This window comes from Enterobacter sp. IF2SW-B1, assembly GCF_001743375.1.
Taxonomy (GTDB): Bacteria; Pseudomonadota; Gammaproteobacteria; order Enterobacterales; family Enterobacteriaceae; genus Enterobacter; species Enterobacter bugandensis.
Window position 1 is genome coordinate 419,162 of record NZ_MJAA01000001.1, and the last position, 19,182, is coordinate 438,343.

The window sequence follows — 19,182 nt, forward strand, 5'->3', positions numbered from 1 at the left end:
GCCGTGAGTCCTCTCAGAACGAGGGGATAAAAAAAGCCACTAAACGTGGCTAATGTGTGAATTGATTGATTGGTCAGTCATTAAGATATTTATTAGCATCAGATATAAAATCAGAATATCTACCAACCCAGTTCCTTGAGTCATTTATACTTGCATGTTTCTTTATGATTATTTCTGACAAATAGCTCTGAATGTCATTTATTGATTTTTTAAAGGCCAATCCTTTTCCATCTTCAAGTACAGATATAAGCAAACTTACTTTATATTTCTCAAGCTCAAGTAAAGCAGCCGACATGTTTTTTTCAATTTCGGGGCGTTTATAGCTAACACCTTTAATCCCTTCATCAACCCATTCAGAATGTAACTCTTTTACTTTCGTGAGTTGATATGCATATTCACTGACGTTAAGCCTAACATGGGCTGCATAGTTCCTTTTGTCTTCACGGCTTTGTTGATATCTAACCGATTCATTATTTTGCCGGATAACATATAAAGAAATTAAAGCGGGAACCAAGCCGCTAATGAAAGCTGCAATTATGGTTTCCCATGAGAATGAAGAGTCTACTGAAACTGTAGCAATTTTATCAATACTGATTGTATCTGCTAAACGCTCATGAACGTATAGGAATGGTATGCCTAACCACATGACGAGACCTTAATGAATTTAAAAGGTCATAATAACAAAAAAACCCGCATTGCTTGCGGGTTTATGTCTCGTTCTGTTGCTCAGTACGCTTTACTGTCCCGAGCCTAACATATTTTAAGCACTTTCTTGCTCACTCTGCAACTTAAATCTGTCGCTATTTGTGCCAAACGCGTCACAAAGTGGAGCGTACAGGATCGATTCTGCAAGACTTACCCATGTATCAATTCGGCGGCGGCATGTGATAAGGGTCCAGTCAGGATGTTTTGCATTGAGCTCATTCGCCATCTGGAGCTTGCTCTTGCGGAGTCTGTGACGGTCGACGATGACGCCATAAAGTGATCGGTAGTCGTCATTCATCAGGACCGATGCAATAACACCATCCACCTTTAGCCCCTCTTCGTCAGAGCAGAACGCCAGGCCGCTTTTGTTTTTGCTGTCGAGAATTTCGCGCAGGTATGCTTCCAGCTCAGGTTTAGTGATGCCGGATTTCTTCATGCGGCGCAGCGCATCATTGATTGCAGTCTTGGTGATTTTCCCGGATGAAAGCAGTTGGTTGAACATGTTTCCGCAAGAGCCACCACCAATATAAGACCAGCGGCCCCACATACGGAGCTTACCCTGTACCCAGATGCTTTCGAGAGTGCGAAGGCGAACCATCTCGCCGGATTTGCCAACTTCTGAAGGATTGATCATATTGCGTCTCCACTTACGCCAGCGCGCCGATTGCCAGCGCACGATCTAAAAACCGAAACAACAGCACCAACTGGTCGCCGTATTTCGCTTCAAATGCCACAGGATCAGCGTGCAACTCGTCGTGATGCGCTCTGCACAGCGGTATCACAAACAGGTCATGCGCTTTGGTACCCATTCCACCCTGCCCGTGGCCTATCAGGTGGTGGGGGTCATCTGCCGGGTTATTGCAGCAACTGCACTGCTGCGACTTCACCCAGCGGGTGTACTTATCGTTCTCCCAGCGGCGGCGCTTTGGCCTCAGCATGAAAGATTCCGGTGATTCAGGATCGACCTTCACCGAGACTATCTTCTTAACTTTCTCCTGGAGGATTTCAGTCGCCGGTAATGACGGAATAATGTCACTTTCCCGCATCACGGAACTGTGCGATTCAGGCTTAATCCTGAGTGCCTGGTTAGCCACTGATTCAGGAATCAGGTCAGCCAGATCGTTACGTACCATCCACCAGCAAAACTCCGGTAGCGTCAGGGTGTGGTCAGAGCTGAAACCAAGCATGATATTCACCCTTTCCAGCAGCCATTTTACCAGGTTCTGCATGGCAATTCCTGCAAGTCTTTCAGAGGTTTGTTCACGTAACTGGTTATCACAGCCCCAGCAGAGGCGAATGCTTCCGGGGGTGTGACGCATCACCGTAAAGTCCTTTGAGTGCCATTCATTGTGGGGCCACTGACATTCGAATATACGCTCCAGCCAGGCATCAAGGCCGCTAAGACCACCAGCACGCTGAATCACTCTCTCGTTCAGGAAAAGCTCTTGAATACTGACATCATCTGTCAGCGGCTGGTGTGATTCCGGAATAAGACCAGATGGAAGATGCTTGATTGCTTCTGATGGGGTTTCAATCACTACCCGGCCACGACGGAACAGCCACAGCAACTCGTTACCAGGGCGGAACAGCACCACCCCGGACATTGGCGCAACTTCAGGTGTCAGTATGGCTCTCACCTAATTACCTCCATTGCTGGTTGATGCTTTGTTATAGATATTTCGACTCTTCCGCCATGCACTTTCGGTCCCCACTCCACCAGCATTCTCTGCACCTGGCTGTCATCCTCCCAGATGCCAGCGTGAGTAAGCGCGTCAAACAGAGCCTTGTTGTAGTTGTCGATGTCGCGGCGGCGTGCATCTGGCGGAAAGAGAAGGATCTCCACCGCAGCTGGTGACGATGATGGTTTAGGAAGGCAACGCAGCTGCTCAATAATCGCTGCGCAGGCCGCACTCTGATATGCCCTGCCTTTCTCGCTGATTAGATGGCGGCCTTTTAACGGCCCCTTGTTTGGGGCTCGCCAGTACGTGTTTACGCTCGGCGGAAATGGGAGAACCAGTTTCATAAAGTCACTCCCTGTTTTTTCAGCCATTCAACAGCATTATCTCTTGCCTTGTCTCCATCAGATAACAGGCCTTTAATGATCACTATCGGATCAGCATCCAATTCTGTTTTGACGACGGTAATGCCCCTTGCAGCGCCTGGAGCAATGGAGATGTAACCCTTTTTCTTAAGCGCCTTCACATGCTCAGCAGCTGCGTTCTGCGATGAGCAACCAATCAGTTCAGCAAGCTCGATCAATGTTGGTGGGAAGCCAACCTTTTCGATGTGAACCTTGATAGCTTCATACACTTCACTTTGACGCGGCGTTAATTCGATCATGACTCGACTCCATAACGCCCGTTCCATATTCTGGAAGTGCTGCTGCGATCTCTTTGTTAGTCAGCCCAGGGTTATTGGCCACGAACAGCTGAATTGTTTTCAGAAAACTCATGGTTTAGCTCCTCTGAAGCCTGCTGGTATTGCTTTGTCTGGTCCACCGAAGGTGAGCGAATTGTTCTTTCTGGCTGCATCCCAGTCCTCACGTTTTGGCCTTCCCTTCGAATCCCAGCGAGTAGCAACCTGCAGGTAACCTGGAAAGTTACCCGGGATGAATAGAGTCTTTGGTCGCATGTACTGGTAATCCTTCAGGCCTTTCCAGTGCTCGTGCTTGTAGTCGACCACCAGCATGAGTTCTTCCGGAGTGAACCCTTCACGAAGCCTTGCTCGGATGTTATCCAGCGATGCAGAGCAATTCTGGAAGCGAGAACCGCTAACCAGGTTGAGATGTTTAAGCACAAGTTTTGAATTGTCTGTCAGCAAAACCTCAGGATCAGGTTTTTTACCGACCGACTCATCGTCGGGTTGCGGGGCAACCTGACAAGAAGGTTTTTTATCTGACGGATCAGTAGTTGATTTTACTGACGGATCCCCACCAGATTCTGACGGGTGAAAACTGCCGTTATTACTGTTTTTCGACGCATCAGATTTTGACGCGTCGGATTTTGATGCATCAGATTTTGATGCATCAGATTTTGATGCGTCAGATTCTGACAGGTGAGAAAAGGCAGAATCACGGAGCTTATTAACGTTAAGTTGATAAATGTTTGATGCGTTACGATTGCCCTTACGGCGCTGCTGGCGGGTCAGCCAACCATCTTTTTCAAGCTGGCCAATTGCCGTGCGAACGGTGCTCTCACCAGCCCCAATCTGACGTGCGATAGTAGCGATAGAAGGCCAGCTAACCCCCTCATCACTGCTGAAGTCTGCCAGACGCGCCATGATGGCCACACTGGACAGCTTCATGCCTGAAGAAGCGCAAGCGTCCCAAACGTAACCGGTTAATTTAGTGCTCATGGTCGTCCTTTAACTCTGTAAATTTACGCTGGAATTGCTCAAGAGGGCTGAAGCACTCATGATCGTACCCTTCGCGAAGGTATATAACGCGTCGAGTCTGTGGCTCCCATCTGATGACATGGACCGGGACGCCGTAGTGGTCTTTGAATCGCCGGTTAACTTCAGCCATTCCTCACGCCCCTTCTCGTTCATCTGAGCAAAAGCCTCTACCATCGCGTTCTCAGGCTGGTAGTTGTTCGCACCAGCCTGGTCGTTTAATCTCTCCACATAGCCGAACGGGGAGTCTTTTCCCACCAGTGGAAGGCATCTGAATTGCTTCGCTGGTCTCAATCGGTTTAAACTGTTCATGCGTTAGTTTCTCCACTGAATACGACACGCCACGACGCCCGGAGCTGCACACTCGCGGGCGTCACTTCTTTTGGCTTTTCTTACGGCTAAACAGCGCGACAATTGCGCGGATTTCTTCTTCACGCGCAGCCAGGTGACGGCGGTGATGCTCCTGAATCTCTTCTGCCTCATGCGGTTCAATCACTCCATCTTCCAGGGCCTTCTGGATAATCTGATCAACCTGTCCACGTGCAGCTGCCGTTCTCATTGCTCTGGTAAACAGATCGACTCGGTCCAGATCTTCAAGTTGCGGCCTGTCCACCAGCAAAGCACCACGGCGCTGAGCAAAGTAATCAGCCATGAGAGACGTATTTGAAATGTCTTCCATCGCTTCCAGCTCGTTCACTTCGAAAAAGCGACAGCCGTTCTTCTCGTACAGGTTGTTGTTGAACTGCGTGACTGACATGCCAAGAGCACCGGCCATAGCCTCACGTCCACCTGGGTACGCTTTGCACATCGCTTTCACTACTTCTTTCAGGCTTGGCTCTACCATGTTGATTTTCCTTTTGTAGTTACTTTCAAGCAGCTGAATCTGTAGCCTTTTGGTAAAGGTTTGCATCGTACTTAAGCTTGCCTTTCGTAATTCGCTCAATGACGAACGCTTGCTTTTGAGGGATAACCTCACCCCATCGGCAAACTGCCGGGTGGGAAATCCCAAGAACACACGCGGTTTTTGATACGCCGCCAAAGTGCTCAATGACTTCTGATTTACGCATGGTTCCTCCTGGTTAACTCACGCCTTAAAGGTAACAAAAGGTACATCAAATAGCAAACAACTGTTACAAGGAATCAATGTAACATTGGTTACATGAAAACAGAGATGAAAGACCGAATAAGATCCCGTCGAGTCCAGCTCGACATAACACAGCAGACCCTGGCTAAACGCTTAGGAGTCAGCCGTGTTTCCGTAACTAAATGGGAGAGCGGTACGACCAAACCTGATGGTGAGAACCTCCACCAGCTGGCAATGGCGTTGCAGACAACTCCAGAGTGGATTCTTTACGGTCAGGGTGAGGAAACTCAGGACGATACCAAAGTTATTCCGTTCCTTAAGCCCCCAACGGCAGTCCCTATTATCTCTGCCGTTCAAGCTGGTATGTGGACTGATACTTACGCATGCTCAAGGCTTTCTGATGTGATTTCATGGACGCAAACCACTGCAAACGTTTCTGATGAAGTATTCGGATTGGTAGTTCGCGGGGAGTCTATGACCAACCCTCATGGTCTGCCATCGATCCCTGAAGGGTCGATAGTTATTGTTGAGCCTCATTATGGCCAACTGGATGACCTTTACGGAAAAATTGTAGTAGCAATACTTGACGGTTCAGCTGAGGCGACCGTTAAAAAGCTGGTATGGGATAGCCCTTTCTCATACCTGATGCCACTTAACCCTGCATTCAAACCTATCCCGATAGACGGTAACTGCCGAATTGTTGGGAAAGTGGTTCAGATAACCCAGAACATCTAAGTTTTTCATTTCCAATGCCAGTTCTCTTTCTGGCATTTTTTTCACCCCCCACTGGTAACAAAAAGTACATTCCTTGCTTGACCACAAAGGTAACTAAAGGTACATTTAAATCACGCCGGAGTTACTTACAGTTACCTACGCCGGTGTGGTAGTTAGCAGTACGGTATATGGCACATGTGCCGCAGCGGTCCGGGGATTCCTTTAAGTATCCAGATCCAGCGGGTAGCCGGAATGTGCAAGTCAATTGTGTACGACAGCCAGAGACGTTTCACCAGCGTGGCGATCAGGTGTGGCACCTCGGAAGAGACGAGGCCATAACAGGATTGAGCATTGTATGTTGGCTGATTGGTCAAAGGTAAGAAGATAAGTGCCTTAGAATATGGAAATGATACTTATCATCTATAACGTAACCTTCCCTATCAGGCCCGCAATTTATGGAATAGGTCTTTTTAAGGATGCCCTTATAGACCAGTTGCTCTACTACAGGATTGTGATTTTTAGCATAGACAACGTAATTACCTTCTTTGATGAAAGAAAGCAGGCACTGCTTTTCAGGTACTGAAAGAGTGCTGACTTTAAAACGCAAAGCCAGCGTATTAAGCGTGTTTAATACGGTTTTTGTAGTGAAACTGGTCAGCGAAGAAATAAAAAAGCTGACGCAGAAGATCATCAGATAGTACAGGCTGAATGCTGGTAGGAACTCTGGATTATGAGCGCCGACAGACTGCTTAATTGAGTCAGGCAAAAGGACCGTGAGAATGACGAAGATGATTAGCATATGCATTAAACGCCTAATGTCTATGTCACGCAGGATTGAACGCAGTAACTCCTGCAACCACTTGTTGTCCATCGGCGGAATCCATCACTCTCTGTAGGGGTGAGAAGATTTTAACCGATTTCTCGCTGTAGGGGTACACGAGAACCACCGAGCCTGATGTGGTGAAAAGACAGGCAGCAGTTGCAGTACGGTATATGGCACATGTGCCGCAGCGGCCCGGGGATTCCTTAGGCAGTAACCCGACACAGCTGGAAGCTGGAATGTGCAAGCCAAGTATGTACGATAGGTAGAGGCGTTCCACCGGTGTGTCGATCAGGTGTTACACCTCGGAAGAGAAGAGGATGGTATAGATAGGATAAAAGCGTCCAAGAGGACGCTACGTTCTAAAAAATCTATTCTGAAGCAGTTAAGGGGGAAACATTATTTACTGCGTAATTACCGAAAGCAAACAGGAAGACGAACATACATCCCGCAGTAATAAGGAATGCTTTAAACGTATTCCAAAAGTCGTCAGCTGTTGTCAATGGGTTATCTAACATTGTCAGAGCATCAAATAGGAGAGCGCAAAAGGTGCCAATAACTATGTATAACAGAATCAAGAAAACAGCCGCTACTCTTGGGCGTGGTGTAGGATCTGAAAAAGAAATCAATACCCTATTGGTTCGTTTGAAGGAGAGTATCAATATGACTAAACAGACGAGTACCCAGCCAAGTAACGCAATCATTGTATCAAGGCTGAAATTGCTTAATGTCAATTTACCTAACAATCCAGCATATAGGATAACGCCAAGCACTGAACAAATAGAACTGAGCATAAGGCCACGTATGCCTTCATAGTATTGATCATTACCTTCAAAAGGAACTTCTAGTCTTTTCTTAGACATTGTATTGACCCTATATTTCGTCTTAAAAAATCAGAGAGAACAAAAATATAATCGGAAATGAAGGAAAAATCTTTAATTATATTTTTGATTTTTCGCGCTGTGCAGAGCGCATATATTACGGAGAAACTAACCATGAAAAACACTCAGATCGTCACCAAGTTACAACCACGCATGACCAGAGAGCAGCTGATCGACGCAGCTCGTAAAACTGCCCCTCTACTCCCTGCCGCTTACGGTTGGATGGTTAACGAACTGGCTACGCGCCTTGATGTTGCCAGCGTCGCGCTTTGTGAAGCGATGGCGCAGCGGAAGGAACTGGCTGAGCAGAACGCTACGCTGCGTGAGGATGTTGCCAGCTGGGCCAAAGAGTGCGACCGCATCGAAGAGCGCCACACAAAAACGCCTACAAACATGCACTTGCTGGAAGCTCAGCGAGAACTCCGTGAGCTGCCTCGTGTCGTCATTTCCCTGAATAATGAGGTCACTCTCTAATGGCTAACTCATTCAAGCAAATGACCAAGGCCGGTGTAATTAAGCGCACCGATACCGGGATGTTTATCGCTCTTTCGGAGATCCACGTTCGCGAAGGTTTCAACAAGCGTGAAGACGATGAACGTACCCGCCAAGCTGATGATGACCTGTTCAACTATCTGATGAACGGCGGATCAGTTCCACCACTGGAAGTTATCGCCCGTGATGAAGGTGGCGTGTGGGTTGTTGAAGGTCACCGCCGTCGTCGCTGCTATGCGCGCTGTGCTGAAGCTGGGAAGCCAGTAGACCGCATCCATATCATGCCGTTCAGTGGTAACGATGTGCAGCGCCTGGCGCGCATCATGACCAGTAACAACCAGCTCCCGCTCTCCGATATGGAACAGGCTGCTGTTATTCAGGAACTGCATAACGCCTTCAACCAGACCACCAGCGAGATAGCGAAGCTGGTAAATAAGTCTGTGGCCACCGTTGAAAAGTTGCTGCTCCTCAGCACGGCGAACCATGACGTTCAGGAGGAGGTTAAATCCGGTGCGGTGTCTGTTGATGTAGCGGTTGATCGCGTTATGGAGTATGGCGAACAGGCCGGGAAAGTTCTTCAGCACGATAAGGCAGTAGCAGCTGCCCAGGGGAAAACGAAAGTTACCCGGAGTTCTATCGCTCCGGAACTAAGCGTAAAGAACGCGCGCCGTTTCGTTGAGCTGATGGCCCAGGCCACGATCAGTGATAAAGGTGTTTTCACTCTCGAAGGCTCTGCCCTTGCTGAAGCGCTGGCCATCATGGACGAGCACAAAGCGATTGCGGAAGCGCGTGAAACCTACCGCCTTTCACAGCCAGTGCCTGAAACAGAGGTAGTAGGCAAAACGCTTTACGTGAAACTGGAAGGCATAGAGATTGGTACCGCTCAAATCTATCGCGGCAAGAACGTTATCCTGAATGGGATCGTCACAAGCCAGTCAAAAGCGGTGGCCTACTTCGTTAAGCAGCACAAACTGCAGCAGGAGGTGAAGAATGGTTAACCTGCAACTGGCTGTTAACGGTGAATACTTCGACCAGATGAAGTCCGGCGAGAAAACCGAAGAGTATCGCCTGGTAAATCCGTACTGGTGCCGCAGGTTATCTCATGGCAATAACCAGCAATTACCGGGTCGCTTTGATCGCCTGATTATCACCCACGGCTATCCGAAGCGCAGTGATGCGAGCAAGCGTATCAACGTTCCGTATGCTGGTTATGAAGTTAAGGAGATAACACATCCACACTTCGGCCCTGATCCGGTTAAGGTCTTCGCTATCAGGGTCAATATCAATGGCCAGTAAACTAAAACAGCGGCGCATTCGCCGCCTTAAAGAAGACGTGAACTGGTGGCGAGAGGAAGCAGAGGATTGCCGCTCCCGTCTTCTGGAACTGGCCGGGGAAATCGACAGGCTCAAAAAGCTCGTTATCCGCGTGCCGATGCCGGTGCTCATGCCGAAGGAGATGGTCCACCAGCTCTATTACACCGAAACAAAAAGATGTCGTACCTGCAATGATGGGCTCCGTGGGGGTTGCTCATCATGGATTTTTCTATAAGAGATAGCCGGGTGCAGCCGGTTATGTGGAGGAAATTATGTCCCGCATGATTTCATTAATCGACTGGGCACAAGAAGAGTTTGGAGAACAGGCGCCAAGTGAACGCGTATTGAAAAAATACGCTAAGGGCCGAATGATGGTCCCGCCTGCCGTTAAGGTCGGGCGGAACTGGATGGTGGACCGTGAGGCACGTTACGTTGGAGTGATAGCCGAACCTATTGTTCCTACAAATTCTAACCCCAGATTAAAACGGATCATTGCTGATGGCTGCTAGACCACGTACACATAAAATTTCCATACCAAATCTCTATTGCAAGCTGGATAAGAGAACTGGAAAAGTTTACTGGCAGTACAAACACCCCACAACAGGGCGCTTTCATAGCCTTGGAACAGATGAGGAAGAAGCAAAACAGGTAGCTAACGAGGCTAACACTATTATTGCAGAACAAAGAACTCGTCAGATTCTTAGCGTTAATGATCGTCTGGCCAGGATGAAAGGGAAAAGAACAGATATAACTGTTACAGCATGGATTGATAAATATATAGTAATTCAAGAAGAACGCCTCAGGAATAACGAATTACGACCAAACTCTTTTCGTCAGAAAAATAAACCGCTTCGACTGTTCAGAGAACATTGTGGCATGCGATATCTGAAAGATATCGAGACCATTGATATAGCTGAAATCACTGATGCAATTAAGAATGATGGTTTTAGTCGCATGGCGCAGGTCGTGCGAATGGTATTGGTAGACGTGTTCAAAGAAGCTCAGCATGCCGGATATGTCCCTCCTGGATATAATCCGGCGATGGCAACAAAGCAACCTCGACACAAAGTTACAAGACAGCGACTTTCATTGGAAGAATGGAAGTCCATTTATGAAGCGGCTGAAACTATGCAGCCCTACCTACAGTGTGGGATGTTACTAGCGCTGGTAACCGGACAACGACTCGGTGATATCTGCAGAATGAAGTTCTCTGATATTTGGGACGACATGCTGCATATCGAACAGGAAAAGACTGGTTCAAGATTAGCCATTCCTCTTGATCTTAAATGCGATGCATTAGGGTTGACGCTTCGTGATGTGGTTTCAAAATGCCGAGATGCAGTGATAAGTAAATATCTTGTTCACTTTCGCCACTCGACATCTCAGGCAACCAGAGGAGACTGCGTTTCATCGAGTAGCCTTACAACATCTTTTAAAAAAGCCCGGAATAAATGCGGCATCGAATGGGAAAAGGGAACCGCGCCAACTTTTCATGAACAACGTTCGCTTTCAGAAAGATTGTATGAGGCGCAGGGGGTTGATACTCAAAAATTACTCGGCCACAAATCACCTCAGCAGACGGCTAAATACCATGATGACAGGGGAAAAGACTGGACAGTCATAGCCGTTTGAGAAGGATGTTTTATAGCCAGTTTTGGGGAGGATTTTGGGGAAGGTTTTGGGGAAGAAATTCGTTAGCTAATAAAAAACGGGAACCATCAGATTCCCGTTCTTGTTTAACCCAGAATATGGATTACATGTTCGCGATAATCGCGTCGCCAAACTCTGAGCATTTCAGCAGCTTAGCGCCTTCCATCAGACGTTCGAAGTCATAGGTTACGGTTTTCGCGTTGATCGCGCCTTCCATACCTTTAACGATCAGGTCTGCGGCTTCGAACCATTCCATATGACGCAGCATCATCTCTGCGGAGAGGATGATAGAGCCTGGGTTCACTTTGTCCTGGCCTGCGTATTTTGGTGCAGTACCGTGGGTTGCTTCGAACAGGGCGCACTCGTCACCGATGTTCGCGCCAGGGGCGATACCGATACCGCCAACCTGTGCCGCCAGGGCGTCAGAAATGTAGTCACCGTTCAGGTTCATACAGGCGATCACGTCGTATTCAGCAGGACGCAGCAGGATCTGCTGCAGGAACGCATCGGCGATCACATCTTTAATGATGATCTCTTTGCCGGTGTTCGGGTTCTTGATCTTCTGCCACGGGCCGCCGTCGATCAGCTCACCGCCGAACTCTTCGGTCGCCAGCTGGTAGCCCCAGTCTTTGAACGCGCCTTCGGTGAACTTCATGATGTTGCCCTTGTGAACCAGGGTCACAGAATCACGGTCGTTGGTGATCGCGTATTCGATGGCCGCACGCACCAGGCGCTTGGTCCCTTCTTCAGAGCACGGCTTAATGCCGATACCGCAGTGCTCAGGGAAGCGAATTTTCTTCACGCCCATCTCTTCGCGCAGGAATTTAATCACTTTTTCTGCATCAGCAGAGTCCGCTTTCCACTCGATACCCGCGTAGATGTCTTCTGAGTTTTCGCGGAAGATAACCATGTCGGTCAGTTCAGGGTGCTTAACCGGGCTTGGGGTGCCCTGATAGTAACGAACCGGACGCAGACACACGTACAGGTCCAGCTCCTGACGCAGCGCCACGTTCAGAGAACGGATGCCGCCGCCGACCGGAGTGGTCAGTGGGCCTTTAATAGCAACGCGGTAGTCGCGGATCAGGTCCAGCGTTTCTGCTGGCAGCCAGACGTCCTGGCCATAAACTTGCGTCGATTTCTCACCGGTGTAAATTTCCATCCAGGAAATTTTACGCTCGCCTTTGTAGGCTTTCTCAACAGCGGCATCAACCACTTTCAGCATTGCCGGGGTAACGTCTACACCGATACCGTCGCCTTCGATGAACGGAATAATCGGATTGTGAGGAACGTTAATCTTGCCGTTTTGCAGGGTGATCTTTTTACCTTCCGCCGGAACAACTACTTTGCTTTCCATTAACCTCTCCTTCGAGCGCTTCTGGTTGTTACTGATCTTATGTTAATAAATTGTAATGAGCCCTTCGATAGTACCTGATTGTCCTGCGCCATGAAAGGTCTTCGTTATTAGGCTATAATGCGGCAATTGATAACGCCTGAAAATACCATGAAGAAAACTTCTTTTACAAAACACCGGGTTGAGCGATTCAGCTCACGACAAGCCGCCAGACGACCGCAAGAAACCCAGCCAAAGCGGGTTATTCTGTTCAATAAACCCTACGATGTTTTGCCGCAGTTTACCGATGAGGCCGGACGCAGCACGCTCAAGGATTACATCCCTGTTCAGGGCGTCTACGCCGCCGGTCGCCTGGACCGGGACAGCGAAGGACTTTTGGTCCTAACCAACGACGGCGCCCTACAGGCAAAGCTTACGCAGCCGGGCAAACGCACCGGCAAAATTTACTTTGTGCAGGTTGAAGGCGAGCCGGACGAAGAGACGCTGGCGAAACTGCGCAGCGGGGTGACGCTGAACGACGGTCCCACCCTGCCCGCCGGTATTGAACGCGTGAATGAGCCGGAGTGGCTGTGGCCGCGTAACCCGCCCATTCGCGAGCGCAAATCCATCCCGACAAGCTGGCTCAAAATCACCCTGTATGAAGGCCGCAACCGCCAGGTGAGGCGAATGACCGCGCACGTCGGCTTCCCTACCCTACGTCTGATTCGCTACGCCATGGGCAGCTACACGCTGGATACGCTGGCAAACGGCGAATGGCGCGACGCTGCCCCTTAAGGAGAAACGATGTTTAAACCTCATGTTACGGTCGCCTGCGTGGTGCACGCGCAGGGAAAATTCCTCGTTGTGGAAGAGAGCATCAACGGCAGGGCGCTGTGGAATCAGCCTGCCGGGCATCTTGAAGCCAATGAAACGTTGCTGCAGGCCGCGAAGCGCGAGCTCTGGGAAGAGACCGGCATTCGCGCTGAGCCCCAGCACTTCATTCGCATGCACCAGTGGATTGCGCCCGACAGCACCCCATTCCTGCGCTTTTTATTCGCCGTTGAGCTTAGCGAAACGTGCGCCACAGAACCGCATGATGACGATATCGATCGCTGCCTGTGGGTCACCGCCGAGGAGATCCTGAACGCGCCAAACCTGCGCTCGCCGCTGGTTGCGGAAAGCATCCGCTGCTGGCAGTCAGGCGCACGCCTGCCGCTGGGTGTCATCGGAGAATTTAACTGGCCGTTTACAGAGGGTGTCAACGGTGGGGGGGCGTGATAGAATACGCCGCCTTGAAGTTCAATGTCGTGAGTATTCCATGTCAGATAACAGCCAGAAAAAAGTGATCGTCGGCATGTCCGGCGGTGTCGATTCCTCCGTTTCCGCCTACCTGTTGCAGCAACAGGGCTATAAGGTGGAGGGCCTGTTCATGAAGAACTGGGAGGAAGACGATGGCGAGGAATACTGCACTGCTGCAGCGGATCTCGCCGACGCGCAGGCCGTATGCGACAAGCTCGGCATTGAACTGCACACCGTTAACTTTGCCGCAGAATACTGGGACAACGTCTTTGAACTGTTCCTGGAAGAGTACAAAGCGGGCCGTACCCCGAACCCGGATATTCTGTGCAACAAAGAGATCAAATTTAAGGCCTTCCTGGAATTCGCCGCGGAAGATCTGGGCGCTGACTACATTGCGACCGGTCACTACGTGCGTCGTGCGGACGTGAATGGCAAAAGCCAGCTGCTGCGCGGCCTCGACGGCAATAAAGACCAGAGCTACTTCCTTTATACGCTGAGCCACGAACAGATTGCGCAAAGCCTGTTCCCGGTCGGCGAACTGGAAAAGCCGGAAGTGCGTAAAATTGCCGAAGAGCTGGACCTGATCACCGCGAAGAAAAAAGACTCCACCGGTATCTGCTTTATCGGCGAGCGCAAATTCCGTGATTTCCTGGGCCGCTACCTGCCTGCACAGCCAGGTAAAATTGTCACCGTTGATGGCGACGAGATTGGTCAGCATCAGGGGCTGATGTACCACACCTTAGGCCAGCGTAAAGGCCTGGGTATTGGTGGGACGAAAGAAGGCAGCGAAGATCCGTGGTACGTGGTCGACAAAGACGTCGAAAACAATATTCTGGTGGTGGCTCAGGGTCACGACCACCCGCGTCTGATGTCCGTTGGCCTTATCGCACAGCAGTTGCACTGGGTCGATCGCGAGCCCCTGAAAGGCACGCTGCGCTGCACGGTGAAAACGCGCTACCGCCAGACCGATATTCCTTGCACCATCACCGCGCTTGATGACGACCGTATTGACGTCCGTTTCGACGAGCCGGTCGCCGCCGTTACCCCGGGCCAGTCTGCTGTCTTCTACAGCGGCGAAATCTGCCTGGGCGGCGGGATCATTGAACAGCGCCTGCCGCTGCCCGCTGTTTAACCGATTGCACACATAAAGGAGACCGTGTGGCGAAGAATTATTATGACATCACCCTTGCGCTGGCAGGAATTTGCCAGTCTGCTCGTCTGGTGCAACAGCTAGCGCATCAGGGTCACTGTGACGCTGATGCCCTGCACGTTTCGCTCAACAGCGTTATCGACCTCAACCCCGGTTCAACCCTGGGCGTGTTCGGCGGCAGCGAAACCAATCTTCGTCTCGGTCTTGAAACCCTGCTTGGCGTGCTTAACGCCAGCAGCCGTCAAGGGTTAAACGCGGAACTGACCCGCTACACCTTAAGCCTGATGGTGCTTGAGCGTAAGCTGAGCGCGGCAAAAGGCGCGCTCAATACCCTGGGCGATCGCATCGCCGGGCTACAGCGTCAGCTCGACCATTTTGACCTGCAGTCTGAAACGCTGCTGAGCGCCATGGCGGGCATTTACGTTGATGTCATCAGCCCGCTGGGCCCGCGCATTCAGGTCACCGGCTCCCCTGCCGTACTGCAAAGCCCGCAGGTGCAGGCGAAGGTCCGCGCTTCCCTGCTGGCTGGGATCCGCGCCGCCGTGCTGTGGCATCAGGTTGGCGGTGGCCGCCTGCAGTTAATGTTTTCTCGTAATCGCCTGACTACTCAGGCAAAACAAATTCTTGCTCATTGTTAACCTCCCGGAGTTGCGAATTATGGAATTATCCTCACTGACCGCCGTATCCCCTGTCGATGGACGCTACGGCGATAAAGTCAGCGCGCTGCGCGGGATCTTCAGCGAATATGGTTTGCTGAAGTTCCGTGTTCAGGTTGAAGTACGCTGGCTGCAGAAGCTGGCCGCCCAGGCAGCAATCAAGGAAGTTCCTGCTTTTGACGAAAAGGCAAACGATTACCTTGATAAAATCGTTGCTGAGTTTAGCGAAGAAGATGCCGCGCGCATTAAGACCATTGAACGCACCACCAACCACGACGTGAAAGCGGTTGAGTATTTCCTGAAAGAGAAAGTGGAAAGCGTCCCGGCCCTGCATGCGGTATCCGAGTTCATTCACTTCGCCTGTACGTCCGAAGATATCAATAACCTGTCTCACGCGCTGATGCTCTCCACCGCGCGTAAAGAAGTGGTTCTGCCTTACTGGCGTAAAATCATCGACGCGGTGAAAGCGCTGTCCGTGGAATACCGCGACATTCCGCTGCTTTCCCGTACTCACGGCCAGCCAGCCACCCCATCCACGATGGGTAAAGAGATGGCGAACGTGGCGTACCGTATGGAGCGCCAGTATCGTCAGCTGGAGCAGGTTGAAATTCTGGGTAAAATCAACGGCGCGGTCGGTAACTACAATGCCCACATTGCCGCGTACCCGGAAGTGGACTGGCATCAGTTCAGCGAAGAGTTTGTGACCTCTCTGGGGATCCAGTGGAACCCGTACACCACCCAGATTGAGCCGCACGACTACATTGCAGAGCTGTTTGACTGCATCGCGCGCTTCAACACCATCCTGATCGACTTCGATCGCGACGTGTGGGGCTACATCGCGCTGAACCACTTCAAGCAGAAGACCATCGCCGGGGAAATTGGCTCCTCCACCATGCCGCACAAAGTGAACCCAATCGACTTCGAAAACTCCGAAGGCAATCTGGGCCTGGCGAATGCCGTGCTGCAGCATATGGCGAGCAAGCTGCCGGTTTCCCGCTGGCAGCGCGACCTGACCGATTCCACCGTGCTGCGTAACCTGGGCGTGGGCATTGGCTACGCGCTGATCGCGTATCAGTCCACCCTGAAGGGCGTGAGCAAGCTCGAAGTGAACCGTGACCGTCTTCTGGACGAGCTGGATCACAACTGGGAAGTATTGGCAGAGCCGATTCAGACCGTGATGCGCCGCTACGGTATCGAAAAACCGTACGAGAAGCTGAAAGAGCTGACCCGCGGTAAACGCGTCGATGCCGAAGGCATGAAACAGTTTATCGACGGTCTGGCACTGCCGGAAGAAGAGAAAACCCGCCTGAAGGCCATGACTCCGGCGAATTACATTGGCCGCGCCATCACCATGGTTGATGAGCTGAAGTAACGTTCCTTCCCCCCCTTTCCGCCCGGAAAGGGGGTTGCTTTTCCCCGGTTTACTGAATGTTTATCCCCACAGCAACATAATCAGCGTTAAACTATTCATACTATTTATTCTGGGAGAAAAGATGATGCGCGTACTGGTTGTTGAGGATAACGCATTGCTACGCCACCACCTGAAGGTTCAGCTTCAGGAGATGGGACATCAGGTGGATGATGCTGAAGATGCAAAAGAAGCCGATTATTATCTCAATGAACACCTGCCGGACATCGCCATTGTCGATTTAGGCCTGCCTGATGAAGACGGCCTGTCGTTAATTCGTCGCTGGCGCAGCCATGACGTTTCCCTGCCGGTTCTGGTTCTCACCGCCCGCGAAGGCTGGCAGGACAAAGTTGAAGTGCTCAGCGCCGGTGCGGATGATTACGTCACCAAACCGTTTCACATTGAAGAAGTGGCGGCGCGCATGCAGGCGCTGTTACGCCGCAACAGCGGGCTGGCTTCACAGGTTATCTCCATTCCGCCTTTCCAGGTGGATCTCTCCCGTCGCGAGCTCTCGATTAACGATGAAGTAATCAAGCTCACCGCGTTCGAATACACCATTATGGAAACGCTGATCCGTAACAGCGGAAAAGTAGTGAGCAAAGACTCCTTAATGCTCCAGCTCTACCCGGATGCTGAGCTGCGCGAGAGTCACACCATAGACGTGCTGATGGGCCGTTTGCGTAAGAAAATTCAGGCGCAGTATCCGCAGGACGTGATTACGACCGTTCGCGGCCAGGGCTACCTGTTCGAATTACGCTAAATGAGACGGATTTTGCGCCACATTCTGCCCCTCTCGCTGCGGGTTCGTTTTTTACTAGCAACGGCCGCGGTGGTGCTGGTGCTGTCGCTCTCCTACGGTCTGGTCGCCCTGGTGGGCTACAGCGTCAGCTTCGATAAAACGACCTTTCGACTGTTACGCGGCGAAAGTAATCTGTTTTATACCCTGGCCACATGGGAAGACAACCACATCACCGTTGAAATGCCGGAGAACCTGGATCAACAGAGTCCTACTTTAGCCCTGATTTACAATGAAAAGGGAAAGTTGCTTTGGGCGCAACGCGATATTCCGTGGCTGGCGAAAAGCATTCGTCCGGAGTGGCTCAAAACCAACGGGTTTCATGAGATAGAAGCCGATCTCAATACCACCAGCACGCTGATTCGCGAAGATCGCTCGATGCAGCAAAAGCTCAATGAAATCCGGGCTGACGATGCCGAGACGGAAATGACGCACTCGGTGGCGATCAATATCTACCCGGCGACCATGAACATGCCGCAGTTAACCATTGTGGTGATCGACACCATTCCGGTTGAGCTAAAACGTTCCTATAAGGTCTGGGGCTGGTTCGTTTATGTTCTGGCCGCAAACCTGCTGCTGGTGATCCCGCTGCTTTGGGTGGCGGCGTGGTGGAGCTTGCGCCCTATTGAGTCCCTGGCGCGAGAGGTGCGCGAGCTTGAGGAACATCATCGTGAAAAGCTCAATCCGGAAACCACCCGTGAGTTGACCAGTCTGGTGCGTAACCTCAATCGCCTGCTGAAAAGCGAGCGTGAACGCTATGATAAGTACCGTACGACCCTGACCGACCTCACCCACAGCCTGAAAACGCCGCTGGCCGTAATGCAAAGCACCCTGCGTTCCATGCGCAGCTCAAGGCTGAGCGTCGACGATGCCGAGCCGGTGATGCTGGAACAAATCAGCCGAATCTCGCAGCAAATTGGCTACTATCTGCACCGCGCCAGCATGCGTTCCGGCAGCGCGCTCCTGAGCCGCGAGCTGCACCCGGTGGCCCCGCTGCTGGATAATCTCACGTCCGCCCTTAACAAGGTGTATCAGCGTAAAGGGGTCAACATCAGTCTCGACATTTCGCCTGAAATTAGCTTTGTTGGCGAAAAAAATGACTTCATGGAAGTGATGGGCAACCTGCTGGATAACGCCTGTAAATACTGCCTGGAGTTTGTTGAAGTATCGGCGCGCCAGACGGATAACGAGTTACACATTATCGTTGAGGATGATGGCCCCGGGATCCCGCTTAATAAACGTGATGTGGTGTTCGATCGCGGTCAGCGAGCGGATACGCTGCGCCCCGGTCAGGGCGTGGGTTTAGCCGTCGCCCGCGAGATTGTCGACCAGTATGACGGAAAAATCGAAACCAGCGAAAGCTTGCTCGGCGGGGCCAGAATGGAAGTGATTTTTGGTCGTCAGCAGCCCACATCGGATGATAGTTAACCCGTTATGTGAAAAATGCGAGGATCTCGCAGCCGGGGGGCTGAGCTTCCGTTATAATCCGAGTC

27 protein-coding genes are annotated in these 19,182 nt (G+C 51.1%); 14 read left to right on the forward strand and 13 right to left on the reverse strand.

From position 1 onward, the window contains the following. Window positions 1-73 precede the first annotated feature (73 nt). The 10 genes from A6013_RS02060 to A6013_RS02100 form a co-directional block, all read right to left on the reverse strand. On the reverse strand, window positions 74-646 hold the full coding sequence (locus tag A6013_RS02060; RefSeq protein WP_069732463.1) for a hypothetical protein: 573 nt from the start codon (window positions 644-646) through the stop codon (window positions 74-76). Between the two features lie 114 nt (window positions 647-760). Then, window positions 761-1,339 carry a DUF1133 family protein gene (locus A6013_RS02065; protein WP_069732464.1) on the reverse strand — a complete coding sequence of 193 codons (579 nt, stop codon included), beginning with the start codon at window positions 1,337-1,339 and terminating at the stop codon, window positions 761-763. 13 nt (window positions 1,340-1,352) lie between these two features. Continuing rightward, window positions 1,353-2,342: a DUF968 domain-containing protein gene (locus A6013_RS02070; RefSeq protein WP_069732465.1), complete on the reverse strand. Its 990-nt coding sequence runs from the start codon at window positions 2,340-2,342 to the stop codon at window positions 1,353-1,355. Beyond that, window positions 2,339-2,728, reverse strand: a complete 390-nt coding sequence (locus tag A6013_RS02075) for a RusA family crossover junction endodeoxyribonuclease (RefSeq protein WP_069732466.1) — start codon at window positions 2,726-2,728, stop codon at window positions 2,339-2,341. The genes A6013_RS02070 and A6013_RS02075 overlap by 4 nt, the downstream gene beginning before the upstream one ends. Continuing rightward, entirely contained in the window at window positions 2,725-3,045 is a 321-nt protein-coding gene (locus tag A6013_RS02080) for a LexA family transcriptional regulator (RefSeq protein ID WP_069732467.1), read from the reverse strand. Before A6013_RS02080 ends, A6013_RS02075 begins: the two co-directional genes overlap by 4 nt. Further along, window positions 3,017-3,157, reverse strand: coding sequence for a hypothetical protein (locus A6013_RS27250; protein WP_175437378.1), 141 nt, complete (start codon window positions 3,155-3,157; stop codon window positions 3,017-3,019). The genes A6013_RS02080 and A6013_RS27250 overlap by 29 nt, the downstream gene beginning before the upstream one ends. Continuing rightward, entirely contained in the window at window positions 3,154-4,059 is a 906-nt protein-coding gene (locus A6013_RS02085) for a conserved phage C-terminal domain-containing protein (protein ID WP_069732468.1), read from the reverse strand. Before A6013_RS02085 ends, A6013_RS27250 begins: the two co-directional genes overlap by 4 nt. Continuing rightward, entirely contained in the window at window positions 4,049-4,228 is a 180-nt protein-coding gene (locus tag A6013_RS24930; protein ID WP_083264141.1) for a DUF4222 domain-containing protein, read from the reverse strand. The genes A6013_RS02085 and A6013_RS24930 overlap by 11 nt, the downstream gene beginning before the upstream one ends. A 240-nt stretch (window positions 4,229-4,468) precedes the next feature. Further along, window positions 4,469-4,939, reverse strand: a complete 471-nt coding sequence (locus tag A6013_RS02095) for a YmfL family putative regulatory protein (protein WP_069732470.1) — start codon at window positions 4,937-4,939, stop codon at window positions 4,469-4,471. 25 nt (window positions 4,940-4,964) lie between these two features. Further along, a complete protein-coding gene (locus tag A6013_RS02100) occupies window positions 4,965-5,162 on the reverse strand; it encodes a Cro/CI family transcriptional regulator (protein WP_069732471.1) in 198 nt (65 codons plus the stop codon). A gap of 92 nt (window positions 5,163-5,254) precedes the next feature. On the opposite strand from A6013_RS02100, the gene A6013_RS02105 reads away from it, so the two are divergent. Beyond that, window positions 5,255-5,914: a LexA family transcriptional regulator gene (locus tag A6013_RS02105; protein ID WP_170970934.1), complete on the forward strand. Its 660-nt coding sequence runs from the start codon at window positions 5,255-5,257 to the stop codon at window positions 5,912-5,914. Between the two features lie 349 nt (window positions 5,915-6,263). Here the strand turns inward: A6013_RS02105 and A6013_RS02110 are convergent, their stop codons facing one another. Together A6013_RS02110 and A6013_RS26655 are read right to left on the reverse strand one after the other, a co-directional pair. Beyond that, window positions 6,264-6,764: a super-infection exclusion protein B gene (locus A6013_RS02110; RefSeq protein WP_069732472.1), complete on the reverse strand. Its 501-nt coding sequence runs from the start codon at window positions 6,762-6,764 to the stop codon at window positions 6,264-6,266. A 320-nt stretch (window positions 6,765-7,084) separates the two neighbouring features. Next, window positions 7,085-7,576, reverse strand: a complete 492-nt coding sequence (locus A6013_RS26655) for a hypothetical protein (protein ID WP_139128216.1) — start codon at window positions 7,574-7,576, stop codon at window positions 7,085-7,087. A gap of 57 nt (window positions 7,577-7,633) precedes the next feature. Between A6013_RS26655 and A6013_RS02115 the strand changes: the two genes are divergently transcribed. Genes A6013_RS02115 through A6013_RS02140 form a run of 6 tightly spaced genes read left to right on the forward strand, consistent with a single transcriptional unit; the run spans window position 7,634 to window position 11,032 of the window. Next, on the forward strand, window positions 7,634-8,068 hold the full coding sequence (locus A6013_RS02115) for a hypothetical protein (protein WP_069732473.1): 435 nt from the start codon (window positions 7,634-7,636) through the stop codon (window positions 8,066-8,068). Continuing rightward, complete coding sequence (locus A6013_RS02120) at window positions 8,068-9,084, forward strand: chromosome partitioning protein ParB (RefSeq protein WP_069732474.1); 1,017 nt, start codon at window positions 8,068-8,070, stop codon at window positions 9,082-9,084. Before A6013_RS02115 ends, A6013_RS02120 begins: the two co-directional genes overlap by 1 nt. Beyond that, entirely contained in the window at window positions 9,077-9,382 is a 306-nt protein-coding gene (locus A6013_RS02125; protein ID WP_069732475.1) for an ASCH domain-containing protein, read from the forward strand. Before A6013_RS02120 ends, A6013_RS02125 begins: the two co-directional genes overlap by 8 nt. Further along, entirely contained in the window at window positions 9,372-9,635 is a 264-nt protein-coding gene (locus A6013_RS02130) for a hypothetical protein (RefSeq protein ID WP_069732476.1), read from the forward strand. The genes A6013_RS02125 and A6013_RS02130 overlap by 11 nt, the downstream gene beginning before the upstream one ends. A 37-nt stretch (window positions 9,636-9,672) precedes the next feature. Further along, on the forward strand, window positions 9,673-9,909 hold the full coding sequence (locus tag A6013_RS02135; RefSeq protein WP_069732477.1) for an excisionase: 237 nt from the start codon (window positions 9,673-9,675) through the stop codon (window positions 9,907-9,909). After that, complete coding sequence (locus A6013_RS02140) at window positions 9,899-11,032, forward strand: site-specific integrase (RefSeq protein WP_069732478.1); 1,134 nt, start codon at window positions 9,899-9,901, stop codon at window positions 11,030-11,032. Before A6013_RS02135 ends, A6013_RS02140 begins: the two co-directional genes overlap by 11 nt. A gap of 121 nt (window positions 11,033-11,153) precedes the next feature. Here A6013_RS02140 and icd read toward each other — a convergent pair whose 3' ends face one another. Next, window positions 11,154-12,404 (reverse strand): NADP-dependent isocitrate dehydrogenase, encoded by a 1,251-nt coding sequence (gene icd / locus A6013_RS02145; protein ID WP_003857898.1) that lies wholly within the window; start codon window positions 12,402-12,404, stop codon window positions 11,154-11,156. A 117-nt stretch (window positions 12,405-12,521) separates the two neighbouring features. Here icd and rluE point away from each other — a divergent pair, with 117 nt between their 5' ends. The 7 genes from rluE (at window position 12,522) to phoQ (ending at window position 19,117) form a co-directional block, all read left to right on the forward strand. Further along, on the forward strand, window positions 12,522-13,175 hold the full coding sequence (gene rluE, locus A6013_RS02150; RefSeq protein WP_045261618.1) for a 23S rRNA pseudouridine(2457) synthase RluE: 654 nt from the start codon (window positions 12,522-12,524) through the stop codon (window positions 13,173-13,175). Between the two features lie 9 nt (window positions 13,176-13,184). Then, the gene (locus A6013_RS02155; protein WP_028012752.1) at window positions 13,185-13,658 is read left to right on the forward strand and encodes an NUDIX hydrolase; all 474 of its coding nucleotides are present in this window, start codon (window positions 13,185-13,187) and stop codon (window positions 13,656-13,658) included. A 40-nt stretch (window positions 13,659-13,698) separates the two neighbouring features. After that, window positions 13,699-14,811 (forward strand): tRNA 2-thiouridine(34) synthase MnmA, encoded by a 1,113-nt coding sequence (gene mnmA, locus A6013_RS02160; RefSeq protein ID WP_028012751.1) that lies wholly within the window; start codon window positions 13,699-13,701, stop codon window positions 14,809-14,811. A 26-nt stretch (window positions 14,812-14,837) separates the two neighbouring features. Next, entirely contained in the window at window positions 14,838-15,467 is a 630-nt protein-coding gene (gene hflD, locus A6013_RS02165) for a high frequency lysogenization protein HflD (RefSeq protein WP_013097081.1), read from the forward strand. A gap of 19 nt (window positions 15,468-15,486) precedes the next feature. Then, a complete protein-coding gene (gene purB, locus A6013_RS02170) occupies window positions 15,487-16,857 on the forward strand; it encodes an adenylosuccinate lyase (RefSeq protein ID WP_014883421.1) in 1,371 nt (456 codons plus the stop codon). A gap of 124 nt (window positions 16,858-16,981) precedes the next feature. Beyond that, window positions 16,982-17,653 (forward strand): two-component system response regulator PhoP, encoded by a 672-nt coding sequence (phoP, locus tag A6013_RS02175; RefSeq protein ID WP_025911763.1) that lies wholly within the window; start codon window positions 16,982-16,984, stop codon window positions 17,651-17,653. Then, window positions 17,654-19,117, forward strand: coding sequence for a two-component system sensor histidine kinase PhoQ (gene phoQ, locus A6013_RS02180; RefSeq protein ID WP_045630113.1), 1,464 nt, complete (start codon window positions 17,654-17,656; stop codon window positions 19,115-19,117). Window positions 19,118-19,182 lie beyond the last annotated feature (65 nt).

Coding starts and splice junctions, on each gene's coding strand:
- A6013_RS27250 (WP_175437378.1), bottom strand. CDS start 3,157: ATGAGTTTTCTGAAAACAATTCAGCTGTTCGTGGCCAATAACCCTGGG.
- A6013_RS02085 (WP_069732468.1), bottom strand. CDS start 4,059: ATGAGCACTAAATTAACCGGTTACGTTTGGGACGCTTGCGCTTCTTCA.
- A6013_RS02140 (WP_069732478.1), top strand. CDS start 9,899: ATGGCTGCTAGACCACGTACACATAAAATTTCCATACCAAATCTCTAT.
- A6013_RS02110 (WP_069732472.1), bottom strand. CDS start 6,764: ATGGACAACAAGTGGTTGCAGGAGTTACTGCGTTCAATCCTGCGTGAC.
- phoQ (WP_045630113.1), top strand. CDS start 17,654: ATGAGACGGATTTTGCGCCACATTCTGCCCCTCTCGCTGCGGGTTCGT.
- rluE (WP_045261618.1), top strand. CDS start 12,522: ATGCGGCAATTGATAACGCCTGAAAATACCATGAAGAAAACTTCTTTT.
- A6013_RS02105 (WP_170970934.1), top strand. CDS start 5,255: ATGAAAACAGAGATGAAAGACCGAATAAGATCCCGTCGAGTCCAGCTC.
- A6013_RS02115 (WP_069732473.1), top strand. CDS start 7,634: ATGAAGGAAAAATCTTTAATTATATTTTTGATTTTTCGCGCTGTGCAG.
- A6013_RS02155 (WP_028012752.1), top strand. CDS start 13,185: ATGTTTAAACCTCATGTTACGGTCGCCTGCGTGGTGCACGCGCAGGGA.
- A6013_RS02125 (WP_069732475.1), top strand. CDS start 9,077: ATGGTTAACCTGCAACTGGCTGTTAACGGTGAATACTTCGACCAGATG.
- A6013_RS26655 (WP_139128216.1), bottom strand. CDS start 7,576: ATGTCTAAGAAAAGACTAGAAGTTCCTTTTGAAGGTAATGATCAATAC.
- phoP (WP_025911763.1), top strand. CDS start 16,982: ATGCGCGTACTGGTTGTTGAGGATAACGCATTGCTACGCCACCACCTG.
- A6013_RS02130 (WP_069732476.1), top strand. CDS start 9,372: ATGGCCAGTAAACTAAAACAGCGGCGCATTCGCCGCCTTAAAGAAGAC.
- mnmA (WP_028012751.1), top strand. CDS start 13,699: ATGTCAGATAACAGCCAGAAAAAAGTGATCGTCGGCATGTCCGGCGGT.
- A6013_RS24930 (WP_083264141.1), bottom strand. CDS start 4,228: ATGGCTGAAGTTAACCGGCGATTCAAAGACCACTACGGCGTCCCGGTC.
- A6013_RS02120 (WP_069732474.1), top strand. CDS start 8,068: ATGGCTAACTCATTCAAGCAAATGACCAAGGCCGGTGTAATTAAGCGC.
- A6013_RS02080 (WP_069732467.1), bottom strand. CDS start 3,045: ATGATCGAATTAACGCCGCGTCAAAGTGAAGTGTATGAAGCTATCAAG.
- A6013_RS02060 (WP_069732463.1), bottom strand. CDS start 646: ATGTGGTTAGGCATACCATTCCTATACGTTCATGAGCGTTTAGCAGAT.
- A6013_RS02095 (WP_069732470.1), bottom strand. CDS start 4,939: ATGGTAGAGCCAAGCCTGAAAGAAGTAGTGAAAGCGATGTGCAAAGCG.
- A6013_RS02065 (WP_069732464.1), bottom strand. CDS start 1,339: ATGATCAATCCTTCAGAAGTTGGCAAATCCGGCGAGATGGTTCGCCTT.
- A6013_RS02100 (WP_069732471.1), bottom strand. CDS start 5,162: ATGCGTAAATCAGAAGTCATTGAGCACTTTGGCGGCGTATCAAAAACC.
- purB (WP_014883421.1), top strand. CDS start 15,487: ATGGAATTATCCTCACTGACCGCCGTATCCCCTGTCGATGGACGCTAC.
- A6013_RS02075 (WP_069732466.1), bottom strand. CDS start 2,728: ATGAAACTGGTTCTCCCATTTCCGCCGAGCGTAAACACGTACTGGCGA.
- A6013_RS02135 (WP_069732477.1), top strand. CDS start 9,673: ATGTCCCGCATGATTTCATTAATCGACTGGGCACAAGAAGAGTTTGGA.
- icd (WP_003857898.1), bottom strand. CDS start 12,404: ATGGAAAGCAAAGTAGTTGTTCCGGCGGAAGGTAAAAAGATCACCCTG.